Below are 814 nucleotides of genomic sequence, written 5' to 3'. Positions count from 1 at the left end.
GGCGAGCAGCACGCGGACCACGCCGACCGGCAGGGCCAGGCGGGAGGCGAGTTCGAGCACGGCGACGGGGCGGCGGCACATGCGCAGGATGCGGACGTGTTCCGAGGACATCCCGGGGAGCGGTTCGCCGCGGGCGGCGATGATCGTGGCGAGGTCGAAGCCCTTGGTGGTGGCGCTGCTCCGCCCGCCGGTGAGGGTGTAGAGCCGGTCCGGGGCGCCGCTGTCGACCGGCCCGCGTATCATGCCGGGAGCTTCCCGCGTATGCCCGCCGCGGGCACGGTGCCGAGCTGGTCACGGACCGCCTCGACGATGTCGTTCATGCCGCGCCCGACCGCCCTGGCGTCCGCCGACTCCTCCCCCACCACGGCCAGATGGGCACCCGCGCCGGCCTCGACGATGTACAGCGCGCCGCCGTGGAAGTCGGTCATCGACTGCCGTACGCCGCCGCTGCCGTCGCCGAACTCGACGCAGGCGCCGTGCACCAGGCTCTGGATGCCGGAGGCGATCGCGGCGAGTTGGTCGGCGCGGTCCACGGACAGGTCGGGCGACCAGTGCAGCTTCAGGCCGTCGGCGGAGAGCAGCAACGCGTGGCGTGCGCCGGGCGTCAGCGCCACGAACCGTTCGAGCAGTAACCCGGCCCTGACCCCGCCTCCGCCGCCACCGGTTCCGTTCGTCATCACTGGCCACCCTCCCCTTCGCTGTCGGCGGGTCCCCGATCCCGGCCGGTCGCGGCGTCCCGGACGGCGCCGAACCGGGCACCCGCGTCGGCGCCGCCTCGGGGTGCCTCCCCTGCCGGGGGCCACGGGGGAGAGTC

Annotated in this window: 2 protein-coding genes; both read right to left on the bottom strand. The window is 74.9% G+C overall.

Going from position 1 to position 814, the window contains the following annotated elements:
• A partial coding sequence (locus AC13HU_RS37800) for a DUF742 domain-containing protein (protein WP_483046527.1) occupies positions 1-243 on the bottom strand: 243 nt, incomplete at its 3' end.
• The gene (locus AC13HU_RS37795; RefSeq protein WP_483046526.1) at positions 240-677 is read right to left on the bottom strand and encodes a roadblock/LC7 domain-containing protein; all 438 of its coding nucleotides are present in this window, start codon (positions 675-677) and stop codon (positions 240-242) included. The genes AC13HU_RS37800 and AC13HU_RS37795, both read right to left, overlap by 4 nt.
• Between the last annotated feature and the right edge of the window lie 137 nt (positions 678-814).

It is taken from the genome of Streptomyces sp. NH27, assembly GCF_056859195.1.
Note: the sequence above shows the minus strand (reverse complement) of the source record. Positions and strands in the feature narration are given on the sequence as shown.